Origin of the sequence: Rhodococcus baikonurensis (genome assembly GCF_040489275.1) — a bacterium.
GTDB lineage: Bacteria > Actinomycetota > Actinomycetes > Mycobacteriales > Mycobacteriaceae > Rhodococcus_F > Rhodococcus_F baikonurensis.
Window position 1 is genome coordinate 749,450 of record NZ_JBEUOQ010000001.1, and the last position, 11,627, is coordinate 761,076.

13 protein-coding genes are annotated in these 11,627 nt (G+C 62.2%); 6 read left to right on the forward strand and 7 right to left on the reverse strand.

Annotated features, from left to right (window positions below):
• Nucleotides 1–3: 3 nt before the first annotated feature.
• Nucleotides 4–975 carry a phosphotriesterase family protein gene (locus tag ABWI03_RS03805; RefSeq protein ID WP_003943005.1) on the reverse strand — a complete coding sequence of 324 codons (972 nt, stop codon included), beginning with the start codon at nt 973–975 and terminating at the stop codon, nt 4–6.
• A 157-nt stretch (nt 976–1,132) separates the two neighbouring features.
• On the opposite strand from ABWI03_RS03805, the gene ABWI03_RS03810 reads away from it, so the two are divergent.
• From ABWI03_RS03810 to ABWI03_RS03820, 3 genes are all read left to right on the forward strand, one after another.
• Nucleotides 1,133–1,693 carry a TetR/AcrR family transcriptional regulator gene (locus ABWI03_RS03810; RefSeq protein ID WP_003943195.1) on the forward strand — a complete coding sequence of 187 codons (561 nt, stop codon included), beginning with the start codon at nt 1,133–1,135 and terminating at the stop codon, nt 1,691–1,693.
• A 102-nt stretch (nt 1,694–1,795) separates the two neighbouring features.
• Nucleotides 1,796–2,500 (forward strand): FadR/GntR family transcriptional regulator, encoded by a 705-nt coding sequence (locus ABWI03_RS03815; RefSeq protein WP_003943086.1) that lies wholly within the window; start codon nt 1,796–1,798, stop codon nt 2,498–2,500.
• Nucleotides 2,501–2,515: 15 nt separating this feature from the next.
• Nucleotides 2,516–3,322 carry an ABC transporter ATP-binding protein gene (locus ABWI03_RS03820; protein ID WP_124568105.1) on the forward strand — a complete coding sequence of 269 codons (807 nt, stop codon included), beginning with the start codon at nt 2,516–2,518 and terminating at the stop codon, nt 3,320–3,322.
• 12 nt (nt 3,323–3,334) lie between these two features.
• Here the strand turns inward: ABWI03_RS03820 and soxR are convergent, their stop codons facing one another.
• The gene (gene soxR / locus ABWI03_RS03825) at nt 3,335–3,775 is read right to left on the reverse strand and encodes a redox-sensitive transcriptional activator SoxR (protein ID WP_060937845.1); all 441 of its coding nucleotides are present in this window, start codon (nt 3,773–3,775) and stop codon (nt 3,335–3,337) included.
• A gap of 63 nt (nt 3,776–3,838) precedes the next feature.
• On the opposite strand from soxR, the gene ABWI03_RS03830 reads away from it, so the two are divergent.
• On the forward strand, nt 3,839–5,290 hold the full coding sequence (locus tag ABWI03_RS03830) for an MFS transporter (protein WP_298776849.1): 1,452 nt from the start codon (nt 3,839–3,841) through the stop codon (nt 5,288–5,290).
• Between the two features lie 32 nt (nt 5,291–5,322).
• Nucleotides 5,323–5,526 (forward strand): helix-hairpin-helix domain-containing protein, encoded by a 204-nt coding sequence (locus ABWI03_RS03835; protein WP_095972789.1) that lies wholly within the window; start codon nt 5,323–5,325, stop codon nt 5,524–5,526.
• Nucleotides 5,527–5,535: 9 nt separating this feature from the next.
• Here the strand turns inward: ABWI03_RS03835 and ABWI03_RS03840 are convergent, their stop codons facing one another.
• The 3 genes from ABWI03_RS03840 to ABWI03_RS03850 form a co-directional block, all read right to left on the reverse strand.
• Nucleotides 5,536–6,687, reverse strand: coding sequence for a GGDEF domain-containing protein (locus ABWI03_RS03840; protein ID WP_298776847.1), 1,152 nt, complete (start codon nt 6,685–6,687; stop codon nt 5,536–5,538).
• 178 nt (nt 6,688–6,865) lie between these two features.
• On the reverse strand, nt 6,866–8,005 hold the full coding sequence (locus tag ABWI03_RS03845; RefSeq protein ID WP_298776846.1) for a serine hydrolase domain-containing protein: 1,140 nt from the start codon (nt 8,003–8,005) through the stop codon (nt 6,866–6,868).
• A gap of 104 nt (nt 8,006–8,109) precedes the next feature.
• Complete coding sequence (locus ABWI03_RS03850; RefSeq protein WP_298777727.1) at nt 8,110–8,979, reverse strand: oxygenase MpaB family protein; 870 nt, start codon at nt 8,977–8,979, stop codon at nt 8,110–8,112.
• Nucleotides 8,980–9,095: 116 nt separating this feature from the next.
• Here ABWI03_RS03850 and ABWI03_RS03855 point away from each other — a divergent pair, with 116 nt between their 5' ends.
• A complete protein-coding gene (locus ABWI03_RS03855; RefSeq protein ID WP_235170517.1) occupies nt 9,096–9,728 on the forward strand; it encodes a TetR/AcrR family transcriptional regulator in 633 nt (210 codons plus the stop codon).
• Nucleotides 9,729–9,730: 2 nt separating this feature from the next.
• Here ABWI03_RS03855 and ABWI03_RS03860 read toward each other — a convergent pair whose 3' ends face one another.
• Together ABWI03_RS03860 and ABWI03_RS03865 are read right to left on the reverse strand one after the other, a co-directional pair.
• The gene (locus tag ABWI03_RS03860; RefSeq protein WP_124568099.1) at nt 9,731–10,423 is read right to left on the reverse strand and encodes a GntR family transcriptional regulator; all 693 of its coding nucleotides are present in this window, start codon (nt 10,421–10,423) and stop codon (nt 9,731–9,733) included.
• 9 nt (nt 10,424–10,432) lie between these two features.
• Nucleotides 10,433–11,575 carry an acyl-CoA dehydrogenase family protein gene (locus ABWI03_RS03865; protein ID WP_298776844.1) on the reverse strand — a complete coding sequence of 381 codons (1,143 nt, stop codon included), beginning with the start codon at nt 11,573–11,575 and terminating at the stop codon, nt 10,433–10,435.
• Nucleotides 11,576–11,627: the final 52 nt, after the last annotated feature.

Sequence of the window (11,627 nt, forward strand, 5' to 3'; positions counted from 1 at the left end):
ATCTCAGCTCTCGAAGTACCGACGTGGGTTGTCCACCAGCATCGCCTTGACCTGGTCTTCGGTGACACCACGTTCGAGCAGCGCAGGAATGACATCATCACTGATGTGGGTGTAGTTCCAGTTCGGAAGTGCCACTTCTCTTGCAGCACTGGGGAAGTAGTCGATGAAACACGACGCGTCATGTGCCAGAACCATCTTCTCCGCGTAACCGCGACGGGCCATCTCCACCACCGTGTTGACACGATCCTCGAACGACAGGAACGGTTCGAGACCGAAACGGTCCATCCCCAGTAGCGAACCGGCATCGGCCAGCGCACACAGGTAGTCGAGATCGGTGGTGTCGCCGGAGTGACCGATGACCACCTTGGTCAGATCCGCACCCTCTTCGGCCAGAACCTTCTGCGCGACCAGCCCGGATTCAGTGTGCGGATTGGTGTGCACGGTGATCGGCACTCCCGTTTCCACCTGCGACTGTCCGACCGCGCGCATGACCCGCTCGACGCCGGGGGTAAGGCCCGGCTCCTCGATGGCGCACTTCAGGAAGGAGGCTCGGACACCGGTTCCGGCGATTCCTTCCCTGATGTCCTTGACGAACAGTTCGACCATCGGCTCGGGGCCGTCGAACAGCAATCCCGGTCCGGTGTAATGGAATTGGAAGGGAATGTCGTTGTAGGTGTAGATGCCGGTAGCAACGATGATGTTGAGATCGACCTGCTCGTTGATCCGGACGATTCGCGGAATGTACCGGCCGAGGCCGATCACCGTGGGATCGACGATCGTGCTGATTCCGCGGGACTTCACCTCGGTCAGCTTTGCCACCGCGTCCGCTACCCGTACTTCCTCGTCCCAGGGTTCGGGGTAGTCGGGGTAGTTCTGGCGCAACTCCTCACCCAGAACGAAGACATGCTCGTGCATCAACACCTTTCCCAGATCGGCTGTATCCACCGGCCCACGAACGGTTTGTACTGAACTCATCGATCGAACCCCTGACTGTGATCGCCATCACTAACATGAGACAATGAGCTAGTGTGTCTCACGTGGCCAGGTTCGTCAATAGGCTCGTTCCCCCGAGGCTCACCATTTTTCAACGGCCGAAATTGTGCAGTACCGGACAACCGGAGAGAATGTCCCGATGCCTACCGACCTCGAACGCCGACGCGCGATCGACACCGCCGCGAGCATGTACCTCGCGGAGGAACCACTCGACATGTCACTGCTCGCCGAACGTCTCGGCGTAGGCCGCGCGACGCTGTACCGCTGGGTCGGCAACCGCGACGAGCTGCTCGGAACAGTGCTGGCCGAGGCCACCGAACGGACATACCGAAAGGCGATGTCACAGGCGTCGGGGCAAGGTCCGGAGTACATTCTCGACGTCTTCGGCCGCGTCATGCGATCGGTGGAATCGTCGACAGAACTGCGCGCGCTGACCAAACGCGAACCGATGGTGTTCATCAAACTCGCGATGATGCCCGGCTCCATCGAATCGATCTCCGCCTCCATCACCGCAGAAATCCTGCAATCCCAGGTCGACGCCGGCCAGCTGACGATCACGCTCTCGCCGCAAGTGCTGGGCGAAGCCCTCGTTCGCATCTGCGACGTACACCTCTACGCCCCCCTGCTCGGCCGAGAAAAGGCCGAGATCGAGACGGCCCTCGACCTGATCGCACTGCTCCTCGGCGTCACCCGCAACTGACACGCTTCGACCGCGTGAACACTACGGCGACACACCGGCCACCCGAGTCCTCAGACGTCTGATGAGTTGTTACTCTTTCGGTACCCACCCGAGAGGCAAGCCGTGTCCGACGACCACACAGGATTCACACTTCGCAGTGGTCCGCTGGTACCGCAACTCGAACAGTTGCTGCGCGGGCGAATCATGCATGGAACGTGGGCGCCGTCCGAGCGCATACCGAGCGAGGCGGCCCTCGCCGTCGAACTCGGCGTCGGGCGTTCCTCGATTCGCGAGGCAATCCGCCTCCTCGCTCGCGACGGACTACTCGAAGTCCGACACGGCGTCGGAACCTTCGTGGCTGCCGCGTCCGAACTCGAGCACGTCGACGAATTCACCAAACTTCTTCGACGCTCGAGGATCCTCGAGGTCTTCGAAGTCCGTCGCGCACTCGAGATCGAGGCCGCCAGACTGGCCGCGGAGCGGGTACAACCCGAGGATCTCGACGGCCTGCGGCGTCGACTGACCATGCGACACAGTCATTTCGAGGGTGATGTCGAGAAGTTCGTCGACGTCGACCTCGACTTCCACACCGAAGTCGTTCGACTGTCAGGAAACGCAGTTCTGCTCTCGCTTTTCACGTCGGTGCGTCCGCTCCTTCGTGAATCCCTCGTCGAGATGATGGCCCACGAGGCCGGCGTCCCCGACACCTCACATGCCCATGATCAGTTGGTCGAGGCCCTTCAAGACGCCGACCCAGAAGCCGCGGTAGCGGCAACTCGAGCAAACATCGACACCGTCCTACGACGACTGCGTGTGCTCGACGCCTAAGAGAGGTTAGTTCTCGTGCAACACCCCACCGGCACAGTTCTGTCGACCGAACACGTGGATCTCGTCCGCGACGGCCGATACTTGTTGAAAGACATCAACATTTCGATCGAACCCGGACAACACTGGGTCCTCCTCGGCGCGAACGGCGCAGGCAAGAGCACCCTCCTGAGCCTGCTCGGAGCAACCGCCCACCCGACTCGCGGTTCCGTCTACGTCCTCGGACACAAGCTGGGCCGCGTCGACATGAGGGAACTGCGGATGGACATCGGGCACGTGAACCCGCGTCACACGATCGGAATTCCGATCACCGTCCGCAACGTCGTGATCACCGGCCTCACCAACACCACCGAGGTGATGCCCCGGTGGTCACCGACTCCGGAACAAGAGGCTCACGCCGACGCACTGATCGATCTCCTGGGGATGAGACCGCGCTCGGACGCGCTGTGGCCCAACCTGTCCCAGGGCGAACGAGGACGAGCCCTGATCGCCCGCGCGCTCATGGTCGAACCACGCCTGCTCCTGCTCGACGAGCCGGCGACCGGGCTGGATCTGGCTGCGCGCGAACAACTCTTGACGGCTTTGGACGACCTCCGCAATCAGAACCCGTCACTTGCCAGCATTCTGGTGACGCATCACATCGAAGAGATTCCGAGCACCACCACGCACGCTCTGCTGATCAAGGATGGAGTCGTGACCGCCAGCGGGCTCGCCGAGAATGTGATCACCACCCAGAACATCAGCGAGTGCTTCTCGCATCCCATCGAGATCGAGCGTCGCGGTGGTCGGTGGAATGCACAATCCAGACCGCGCGAAAGAGTCTGACCGACAGGATTTTCAGAGGCGTCTGGCGCCGGGCCCCTCCCGGCCCAGTTCGTCTCCCGGGTTGAGCAGGTTGCAGGTCTTGAGTGACAGACACCCGCAGCCGATGCACCCCGTCAGTTCGTCCTGCATCCGGGCGATGGCCTGCTTACGATCCTCGAGTCGCCGATTCCACTCCGTCGAAATCTTGCGCCAGTCCTTCTTCGTCGGGGTCCGCCCCTGCGGCAACGACCCGAACACTTCGGCAACTTCGGCCAGAGGTATCCCGAACCGGACTGCCAACTGGATGAGCGACACCCGCCGGATCGAGTGCCGCGGGAACTTCCTCATGTTCCCCGCCGTCCGCTCCGCAGGAACCAAACCGAGTGTTTCGTAGTAGCGCACCGCCGACACGGCGACGCCGGTTCGCGCCGATACCTCACCGATCGAGAGAAGTTCGTCACTCTTACGGATCATTCTGCCTCCCAATGGCTGCGCGACATTGACCTGAAGCGCACTTGAGATTCTACCTTCGACAACATGCACTCCCCCACCGATGCTCCCGCCGGAACCTGGCGGCAGCTCCTGAGCGGTCGATACCTCGGCACCGCAACCGTCCTCGCAGGCGGAGTCGCGCTGTACGCGACCAACGTCTACCTGACGACCAGCCTGCTTCCGACTGCCATCGACGACATCGGCGGTCAGCAGTATTACGCCTGGACCGCGACGGTCTTCCTGATCGCTTCCGTCATCTCTTCGATGCTGGTCACCAACGTCCTCGCCGCCAGAGGCCCGCGCGGGGCCTACCTGATCGGCCTCGCGATCTTCGCACTCGGCACCGTCGTCTGTGCGGTCAGCCCGACCATGGAATTGCTGTTGGTCGGCCGCACGATCCAGGGTTCGGGAGGTGGCCTGCTGGCTGGTCTCGGCTACGCCGTCATCAATGCCGCGCTCCCCAGACATCTGTGGACCCGCGGGGCCGCGCTGGTCTCGGCGATGTGGGGAGTCGGCACCTTCGCCGGGCCCGCCATCGGCGGAGTGTTTGCTCAATTCGGCGCCTGGCGGTGGGCTTTCGGCGTTCTGGTCATCGCGACGATCGCAGTCGCAGCTCTCGTTCCCGGTGCTCTGCCCGCGCACGAACCGGGCAGCACCACCAGCAGTCCGGTGCCGGTCCTCTCACTGGCACTGCTGACTGCGGCGGCTTTGTTGGTCAGCGTGGCGGGGATCCTGTCCAATATCGCGGTGACTGCAGCGATGGTTCTCGCCGCCGTGCTGCTACTGGTCGCTTTTGTCGCAGCAGACCGCCGCTCGCGCCACGGCGTACTACCACCGTCGACGTTCAACGCGTCATCCCTCATGTGGGTGTACCTGACAATCGTGGTCCTCGCGGTAGCGTCGACCGTCGAGACGTTCATCCCCCTCTTCGGCCAACGACTTGCCGGGATGGCGCCGCTCGCAGCCGGATTCCTCGGCGCCGCACTGGCTCTGGGCTGGACTCTCGGCGAGATCCCGAGCGCCTCGGCGACGGCCCCTCGAATGGTGCGGCGAATCGTTGTCAGCGGTCCGATCCTCGTCGCGATCGGTTTGGGCATCATGGCGGCATTCCTCACCGAACATGCCGGCGCCGGTGCGATCGTCGCGTGGGTGATCGGACTGTTGGTCGCCGGCGTCGGAATCGGCATCGCCTGGCCTCATCTTGCAGTCGGTGCGATGACGTCGGTAACCGATCCCGGCGAAGGGGCGCGTGCCTCGGCTGCCATCAACACCGTGCAGCTGATCGCCAATGCCTTCGGCGCAGCCCTGGCCGGAGTTCTGGTGAACATCGGAGAACCGTCGACGCTACGTTCTGCGCAGCTGCTTCTCGTCACATTCGCCGCGATAGCGATCGTCGGCATTGCCGTAGCAGTCCGCGCACTTCCGCGACGGCTCGACAAGATCGACCGATCCGAAAGCGCACTCGACCGACCCGACATCGTTCACGACACTCGCTAGACTGTGGAAAACCCCACACGAGGAGTTGACCAGTGACAGAACCAGATCCGGACACCGACTTCCCGAAAACAGGGGCTCCCGCGCAGCGCGCGCTGATCGGGGCGGGTTACACCCGACTCGCACAGCTGACGTCCGTATCCGAGAAAGAACTGGGCGCTTTGCACGGGATGGGGCCGAAGGCACTGAGGATTCTGCGTGAAGCACTCGCCGAACGCGGTCTGAGCTTCGCCGACTGAGATCTCACATCAGACCAGGCTCGCGCGAACCTGGTTGCCGCCTTCCCGCTTTGCTTCGTACATCGCCGAATCCGCAACACGGAAGAGTTCGGCGAAAGCATCGTCCACCGACTCGTCCGGATGCCGTGGCGCGGTCCGGACCGCCATTCCGACGCTGGCACTCGTCCGCGGATCGTCGGTTGCTCCGTCCATGGCCGAGCGGATCTGTCCTTCCAGCCTGGCGATCGCATTGACGGGCACGCGCTCCACCACGACGAACTCGTCGCCTCCCATCCTGGCCGTCAGCGCGGATGTGGTTGTCCACAGACGAATACGCAGTGCAGTTCGCATGATCGTGCTGTCTCCCACGTCGTGGCCGTGAACGTCGTTGATCGTCTTGAATCGGTCGAGGTCGATCACCACCACGAGCAGCGCGTCGGACTCGGTGATCGGAGCATCCATGAGGTCGTTCACCCGACGCGCCAGTCCGCGACGATTGAGCAGTCCGGTCAACGGGTCGATGTCGGAGGTGGTGGCATCCGAACCGAGGACCGCCAGAACGATTTGTGACACAACGGGAATCACGATGATGGTGGCCATCACGACCGCGATTTTCGCCAACCCCAAGCCGACGTCCGCTGCTGGCCCGAACAACAAAGTCCACCCCGAAAGCACCGTGACCATCGAGGCGAAGACCAGGTGACCGACTTGGAGTTTCGGATTGTGAAAGAACGCGATATAGCCGCCGATCGACGCAAACACGACACACGCGATCAGTCGGCCCAGCGGTTCCGAATCGGTTGCCGCTGCTGCCGCAATCGCGATGTCGGAACCCACGACGAAGGTGTACGACCACAGCGGCGTCGGCGGGAACACCCACCAGACAAGAGCCGCGCCGAGGCACAACACGATGACCGTCAGATTGACCGCCCGCCAGAGCGTCCCTTGCGGACCGACGTCACTGAATCGGGCCGACAGCAACACCAATCCCATCCAGAACGCCGTTCCGCCGACCAACACCCGGCAGGCAGTGAAGAAACCGCGATCTTCGAGATAGCGACTGAACGTGTGAAACTGGTCGGGCGTCTGCCACCAGCGTCCGACGACTTCGATCAAACCACTCATCGACGAACCGCCGACGCGCTTGTGCAACCTTTCGGCACACTTCGACGTTGCGGACACGCTGATTTCCCCCCGGAGCACACTGGCATATCCGGCAGCATAGTCAGCTCCGGTCGGGCAAACCAACCGTTCTGCCGGATTACCGAGGACGCTTAACCGAACACCGGTGAGCTATTACTCGGCAAGGATTCGAGTAACGCCGACGCCTCTGTTCCGTCGATCAACACTGCACGTCCGATCAGCTCAGAGCGCTGTAGGCAGCCGATACGTACTGCGCCGATCGTTCCGAACCGAGCAGGCCCGGCCCCATCTTGTTCATCACGTAGGAGAAGGTCATGCGCTTGTCGGTGTCGATGATGATCTGCGACCCACCCCAACCGCCCCAGAAACAGATTCGTCCCTCCGGAATGAACGGCACGGACTCGGGCGTCGGCAGGCCGAATCCGACGCCGAAACGGACCGGCACACCCAGGACGAGGTCGACCCCGTACGACTGCTCCTCGAAGATCTTGTCGATCGTTTCCTCCGACAACAGACGGACGTCACCGACCTTGCCGCCGCACGCGATCACCGATTGAATACGTGCGAGCGCCCTCGCATTCGAATGTCCGTTGGCCGCACCGATCTCGGCAGCGCGCCACCCGTCGGTCCACGAACCTGTTGCATCGGCCGGCGGCGCAGTGAACGTCTTCACCATGATGTTGTCCATCCCGAGTGCCGCGACGTCGATCGGCAACGGCGGGGGCGCAATGACATTCGAGACTCGGCCGTACTCCGACTTCGGCAGCCCCAGGCGGAAATCTGCATCGAGCGGACCCGCGATCTCCTCGCCGATGAAGCGGCCGAGGGTTCGCCCGTCGATGCGCCTGACGACCTCGCCGATCAGGTGGCCGTAGTTGAGAGCGTGATATCCGGACGCGGTTCCCGGTTCCCACCAGGGAGCCTGAGTGGCCAACCGGGCGGTGGCATATTCGTCGTCGCAGATGTTCTCCAAGGTGAACGGTTGATCCCACCCCGACACACCCGACGTATGCGACAACAGTTGCCGGACCTGGATGCGGTCCTTCCCGGCTGCTGCGAACTCGGGCCAGTACTGCGCGACGGGGACATCCAGATCGAGCAACCCACGGTCGACGAGCATGAGCGCGGCCAGTGCGGTCACGGTCTTGCTGCAGGACCAGACGTTGGTGACGGTGTCGCGAGCCCACGGTGCAGTGTGTTCGGCGTCGATCCACCCGCCCCACATGTCGACGACGGGTTCGCCGTCGATCGTCAGTGCGATCGCCGCCCCGACATCCTCGCCGGAATCGAGATTGCGTGCCAGCGCCTCCTTCAAGCCAGAGAACCGCTGGTCACATACGCCTTCGATGTTCGCCACTGACAGCCTCCACAGGAATGATGAAACTTGACGTCAACTTCAACTAAGTTGAGTATGTGTCCGATTTACCTGTGGTGTCAATCACTTCAAGTTCGAGAGTCGGCTCAGACCAACGGGATTCCCTTGGCAATGCGCCGACGTAGATCCCAGAGGTAGAAGTTGTAGGGGAACATCCGCAGAATCTTCGGGCTGAACCGATTGACCAGCGCGGCGACACGCATGGATCGGTCGAAATTACGCTGCCGACGCGCTGACCACGGGAGCCGCATTTCGTCACGGAAGGTCTGGGGCAGGAACCCGGTGGTGACAAACCGATTGAGTGGGCCGACCACCGGATGCAACAACTTCGGCGTGAAGGTCGCCGACGCGATCCCGTACAGATGCTCACGAATCGTCTCGTCGATCGCCACCTTGTCGAGGTTCTCGTTCCAGTAGACCTCGAACGCATCCCGGTCCGCCGGCCACATGTCGCGTCGCATCTGGAGGGTCGTGCCGAACGTGGCGCTTCGCTGATAGAACGCATCCTGAGTAACTGGATCGAGATCCCCGTACAAGATTGTGTAGACATCCTCGAAGCCTCGGTACAGGCAGGCGGCTACCCACAACTGCAGTTCGGGATCGAACGCGTTGTACTCGACCGCACTGTTCTCATCGGAGCGAACGTGTTTGTGCGAGCCGTTGACGGCACGTCGGTACAGCTTCTTCTCTTCGTCAGTCGCCAAGCTCGCGACCGCGAGATAGGTCAACGTCGTCCGGGTTCGCTTCACCGGATGCCGATCCAGCCGTCCGGTCTCGACCTTGCTCTCGTACACGCCGTACCCCACCGCCGGACGCGCCAACTGCATGATGACGTTCGCGCCGGCAGCCAACAGTCCGAGCCCGGACATCGCCTTCTCGACCTCGGCGTCGATGTCGACCGCTCGATTGCCGACCGCTCGACTGCCATCCACCACCGTCTCCCCGCGCCCGTCCATCGAATCCCTACTCACCGTCATGGCAGAACCCCTTCGAAGTCATATCTGCGAACGCACGTTCTCAGATGAGTGAAACGCTGAAATGCCGAGATGTCAAGCAATCTCGGGATGCAAAGATGGTCTTCATGAATGACCAACCGCGTTCGTACGGTGGCGTCGACGGCGCGCTCCGCGTAGCCCAACGACGAGAGACGCTGATCGAGGCCGGTCTGGAACTCATGGGTTCGACCGAGCCCGAACTGACGGTCCGCGGGGTGTGCAAGAAGGCCGGTGTCGCGGCGAGGTACTTCTACGAGAGCTTCACCGATCGTGATGCTCTGATGTCGGCCGTCTACGACACCGTCATCACGGACATCGCCGTCTCGACCCAGGCCGCGGTGGACGCCGCCGAGACCGAGCGCGGCAAGGCCCTCGCCGGAATCGCGAACATCGTCCGCACTATCGCGAACGATCCCCGTCGCGGACGTCTACTGTTCTCCAGCGCCCTGACGAGCCCTGTCCTGGCCGAGAAACGACGAGCGTCGACGACGATTTTCATCGGTCTCCTGGCCGCCAACGCCAAGACCTTCTACCGTTTGGATGACAGCGGCCACCTGACGCTGACGGCAACCTTCCTGGTCGGCGGTCTGGCGCAGACCCTCAGTGCATGGCTCGACGGCTACATCGACGTGACGGAAGAAGAACTGGTCGCCGAATGCGCAGCGATCCTGCTCGCTCCCGCCCTACCTCCGTCTCGAGAGCCTGACTGAATTCAGTCCCAGATCCCGATGTTGTCGAGGTGAGCGAGAAGTCGAGCAGCGCCGTCGGAGAACTGCAGACTCATCTGCGCGTCCACCTGTTCTCGATCGTGCTTCTCGAACGCCTCGATCAACGCGTCGTGGCTCGACACCGCAAGCTCACCCCAGCCTGGATCCGTCGCGTAGAGACGAGCAGGGGTGTACCGAATCGCGCCGAACAGGAACCACGCCAGTTTCGCACCACCCGCAGCGCGATTGATCAGGCGATGGAACTCGAATTCGCACTGCTCGATCGCAGCAGCATCCGAGGCGTCGACCGCCGCTCGCAAATCGGCATTGAGTTCCGTGAGTTCCACCAGTTGATCAGCAGTGATGCTGTCCATCGCCCGCAAAGCCAGCTTGACCGCGATCTGCCCCTGCAACCAGAAGATGTCTTCGATGTCCTGGCGACTCAGCGGCGAAACGAGATAGCCACGATGTGGAACCAACTCGACCATCCCCTCGCCGCGTAATGCGACGAGGGCTTCTCGCACCGGCGTGACGCTGACCCCGAGGTCGGCCGCGGTTTCGTCCAGCCTGACGAACTCGCCCGGACGGACCGAGCCGGACATGATCAGGTTGCGAACGTGGTTGGCCACGTCCTCCGACAACTGTGGCCGCCTCCTCAGCTCAGATGTCGCCCTCCGAGTGCGTGCAGACGTTGCCACAACCGATCCTCACAGTCCGTACGTTTTGCCGATGATGTCTCGCTGAATCTCGTTGGTACCACCATAAATGGAGGACACAAGAGTCTTTCGCACATGATGCTCCATGTCGAACTCAGTGGCGTAACCGTACCCACCCATCATCTGCATGCCTTCGAGCGCGACCTTCTTGGCGGTCTCGGTCAGCTTGAGCTTGGCCATCGATGCTTCCCTCGGGAACATCTTGGTCGGGTCGGCGTCGACCATGCGGGCAACGCTGTAGACCAGTAGACGGCCACATTCGATCTCGGTGGCGAGATCCGCGATCCGGTGGCGAAGTGCCTGAAACGATCCGACCGGACGCCCGAACTGCTTACGCGTAGTGACGAATTCGAGGGTGTCGTCGAAGGCCCGCTGCGCGGTCCCGAGCATCATCGCGGCAAGGATGAGGCGTTCGATGTTGAGCCCGGCCATGAGCTGACGCCAGCCGTTGCCGACGTCCCCGACCACCGCGTCCTCGGGCAGGAACGTGTCGGTGAAGTAGAGATCGTTGACCTCCTTGCCGCCCATGGTGTCGATTCCGCTGATCTTCAATCCGGAGATGTCGGCCGGGACGTGGAACATCGTCAGGCCCTCGTGCTTGCCCTCGCCCCTTGATGTACGAGCCACGAGGAGGATGTTCTCGGCGAAGTGAGCGTTGGAGCACCACGTCTTCTGTCCGTTGATCAGCCACCCACCGTCGACCTTCTCGGCGCGGCAACTCAGGTTGCCCACGTCGGAGCCCGCTTCGGGTTCGGACATCGAGATCGACTGCGAAGCGCCACGGACGATCCCGCCGAGCACTGCTTCCTTTTGCACCGGACTACCGAACTTCTCGTACGCGGATCCCGTGATGACGGTCGGGCCGAGTCCACCGATCGGCGCCATCCCCTTGGCTGCTTCCTCCAGGAAGATGCACAGGTCAACCGTGCTTCCGGCCGATCCGCCGTACTCCTCCGGGACAGTCAGTCCGAGCCATCCCAATTCCGCCATCTTCTCGTAGAACGCCTGGTTGTGATTGTGGGCGCCATGATCGGTCAGCAGATCTCGCTGCTCACGGGTGCCACTTTCCTTCTTACAGAACGCCGCTACCGATTTGGCGAAATCAGACTGCTCCTGCGTGAAATCCATGTACATCGAAAACTCCCGAGTGAGATGAGGCTGGAGGCTTGTCGGAGCTCCGTCCGAC

Excerpts from the sequence above, each read along its gene's own strand:
- ABWI03_RS03805 (WP_003943005.1), bottom strand. The coding sequence starts at position 975 with ATGAGTTCAGTACAAACCGTTCGTGGGCCGGTGGATACAGCCGATCTG.
- ABWI03_RS03810 (WP_003943195.1), top strand. The coding sequence starts at position 1,133 with ATGCCTACCGACCTCGAACGCCGACGCGCGATCGACACCGCCGCGAGC.
- soxR (WP_060937845.1), bottom strand. The coding sequence starts at position 3,775 with ATGATCCGTAAGAGTGACGAACTTCTCTCGATCGGTGAGGTATCGGCG.
- ABWI03_RS03830 (WP_298776849.1), top strand. The coding sequence starts at position 3,839 with ATGCACTCCCCCACCGATGCTCCCGCCGGAACCTGGCGGCAGCTCCTG.
- ABWI03_RS03850 (WP_298777727.1), bottom strand. The coding sequence starts at position 8,979 with ATGGACGGGCGCGGGGAGACGGTGGTGGATGGCAGTCGAGCGGTCGGC.
- ABWI03_RS03855 (WP_235170517.1), top strand. The coding sequence starts at position 9,096 with ATGGTCTTCATGAATGACCAACCGCGTTCGTACGGTGGCGTCGACGGC.
- ABWI03_RS03865 (WP_298776844.1), bottom strand. The coding sequence starts at position 11,575 with ATGTACATGGATTTCACGCAGGAGCAGTCTGATTTCGCCAAATCGGTA.